Source organism: Roseibium sp., from assembly GCF_025698965.1.
GTDB lineage: Bacteria > Pseudomonadota > Alphaproteobacteria > Rhizobiales > Stappiaceae > Roseibium.
This window is the reverse complement of the sequence record NZ_JAILWL010000669.1, coordinates 1-2,583: the sequence shown is the minus strand read 5'-3', so window position 1 is coordinate 2,583 and position 2,583 is coordinate 1. Positions and strand designations below refer to the sequence as shown.

Genomic DNA, 2,583 nt, shown 5'->3' with positions numbered 1-2,583 from the left:
GAAAGCAACGTCTTCAGGCGCCAGTTTTGCCAGAGCGCCATCCGCAGTCATTGCCGTCAGCCAATCGAGACGCCCCTCTTCATCCAAAGACAGCGAAAGATGCGGGCGGTCGAGTTCCATGTCGATGACCCGGATTTCGCCTTTCAACAATGGGGGTAACTCAATCCGCATATTGAATTGAGAAACCACCAGGAGCGGATCTTCAGCTTCGCCGACCCGAACGTCGGAAAAACTGACGGAGGGCGCGGGCAGCAGTCGCAGATCGGCCTCCCCAAGCACGGTGACCTTGTGCCCAAGGGCTCGTTCCGCATATGTTTCGAAAGTCGACCGGTAAACCGTCCAGTCAATAAAAAACGGCCCGACCAGTGCTGCAACGAGCACCAGAATGACTGAGATTCCCAGAGTGATGTAAACGGAGTTCAGGCCCTTTCTCCTTGTCCACCAATGTACCCGGTAACCGTGCCGGACAGATGTAGCCCATCATCGCTGCACTGCAAACACAGTTTCGCCGTCATCTGCAAATGGTTCCTGCTGAAACAAGCAGCGGTCATCACAACCGGGCTTTTTGAACTGATTCGATACAATATCATGACTGCGGCAGGATCTTGCCTGGATTCATCAAATTGTCTGGATCGAGAGCCTGTTTTATGGCCTGCATTACATCGATCGCCTCACCGTGTTCTCGGCGTAGGAATTTTTGTTTGCCCTGGCCAACACCGTGCTCGCCGGTGCAGGTTCCACCCATGTCGATCGCCCTGAGGGCTAAACGCTCAACAAAGGCTTCCGTCGTTCGTTTCTCTTCAGGGTTGTCCAGATCAACCAGAACCTGAACGTGGAAATTTCCGTCGCCGACATGACCGACGATCGGCGCGATAATACCTTGCGACCGGATGTCCTTTTCAGTCTCGGTTACACATTCGGCGAGCCGCGATATCGGAACACATACATCCGTGACCATGATCTGGGCTTCCGGCCGCAGGGTCTTGCCAGCCCAATAAGCATCGTGACGCGCAGTCCAGAGTTTTGTCCGCTCTTCTGCGACCGTTGCCCACTCGAACGGACCACCGCCAAATTCTTCAGCGATTGCGGAGAACATTTCAGATTGCTCCCTGACGCCCGCCTCCGAACCGTGAAACTCCAGGAACAGGGTCGGTGTTTCGGCAAGTTCGAGCTTGGAATAGCTATTGCAGGCTCTCACCTGAAGATTGTCCAGAAGTTCAATCCTGGCGACCGGAAGACCCATTTGAATTGTTGCGATAACCGCGTTGCATGCGGACTGCACATCCGGAAACGGGCACACACCGCCCGAAATTGCTTCCGGCTGGCCGTTGAGGCGCAGAGTGATTTCGGTGATAACGCCCAACGTGCCTTCCGACCCGACAAAGAGCCTCGTAAGATCGTAGCCGGCGGAAGATTTGCGCGCCCGTCCCCCGGTTGTGATGACATTCCCATCAGCTGTTACAACAGTCAGTCCAAGCACAACATCCTTCATGGTGCCATAGCGCACCGCGTTGGTTCCGGAAGCTCTGGTTGCGGTCATACCACCGATACTGGCGTCAGCACCGGGGTCGATCGGGAAAAACAGACCTGTGTCACGAAGAAAACTATTGAGCTGCTTGCGCGTAACGCCGGCTTCAACCTTGCAATCCAGATCTTCACTATTTACTTCAAGAATTTTGTCCATCCGGCTGAGATCTATCGATATTCCCCCATGAGGAGCATTGACATGACCTTCCAGCGAAGACCCGGTCCCGAACGGAATGACCGGAACCTTGTGGGACGCACACTGACGCACGATCTCAGCGACTTCCTCGGTGCTTTCAGCAAAGACAACTGCATCTGGCGGCTGGTTTTGAAGCCAGGTCGTTGTATGCGCATGCTGTTCTCGCAACGCCTGCGATGTTGAGCAGCGCTCCCCAAATTCGTTTTTCAGTATTGCAATCAATGCGTCGGATTGCCCGCTCGTTCCTGTGGTGTGGGGCTTTGCGATCTGGCCCGCCGAATCCGGCATATGTCATTCCTCCTGGCGCATGGCTTTGGCCACGCAGATAAAACTGAATATGTTAGCGGGAGCTCGAAACGTCAAAGCCAATCCGGCCTATGCGGTAACACTTTGCTGAAGAAAATTCAAAAGGCGCACGATGACACAAATCTGGAGTGAAAAACCGGTTCAAAGCAACGTTATGACCGTAAAGAATGACTGGATCGACTATAACGGACATCTGAACATGGCTTATTACAACGTCTTGTTCGACACTGCTGTCGATCAGGTCTTCGAAGAGCTCGGAATGGGACCTGACTATGTCAAGAGCCGAAACGCCTCCTTTTTCACAGCTGAGGTGCATGTCTGCTATGTGCGCGAGTTGACGGCCGGCATGCCTGTGATCGTAGATCTGCAATTGATCGATTTCGATACCAAGAGGGCACATTTTTATCAGGAGTTGCGTCATGCCGACGAGAACTGGTTGTCGGCAACTTCGGAACAACTGAGCCTCCATGTCGATATGACAGCGCGCAAAGTGTCTCCATGGCCGGAAGATATCCTTGCAAATTTAACTGCACTTTACGAAGCACAAGCAGTTC

3 protein-coding genes are annotated in these 2,583 nt (G+C 53.4%); 1 reads left to right on the top strand and 2 read right to left on the bottom strand.

The genetic code is table 11. From position 1 onward, the window contains the following. Together K5905_RS31400 and K5905_RS31395 are read right to left on the bottom strand one after the other, a co-directional pair. The coding region (locus tag K5905_RS31400) for an AsmA family protein (protein WP_297591643.1) at nt 1-396 on the bottom strand (396 nt) is incomplete at its 3' end. 190 nt (nt 397-586) lie between these two features. Further along, entirely contained in the window at nt 587-2,011 is a 1,425-nt protein-coding gene (locus tag K5905_RS31395; protein WP_297591642.1) for an FAD-linked oxidase C-terminal domain-containing protein, read from the bottom strand. Between the two features lie 130 nt (nt 2,012-2,141). Here K5905_RS31395 and K5905_RS31390 point away from each other — a divergent pair. Further along, nucleotides 2,142-2,583: thioesterase family protein (locus K5905_RS31390; RefSeq protein WP_297591641.1), on the top strand; the 442-nt coding region annotated here is incomplete at its 3' end.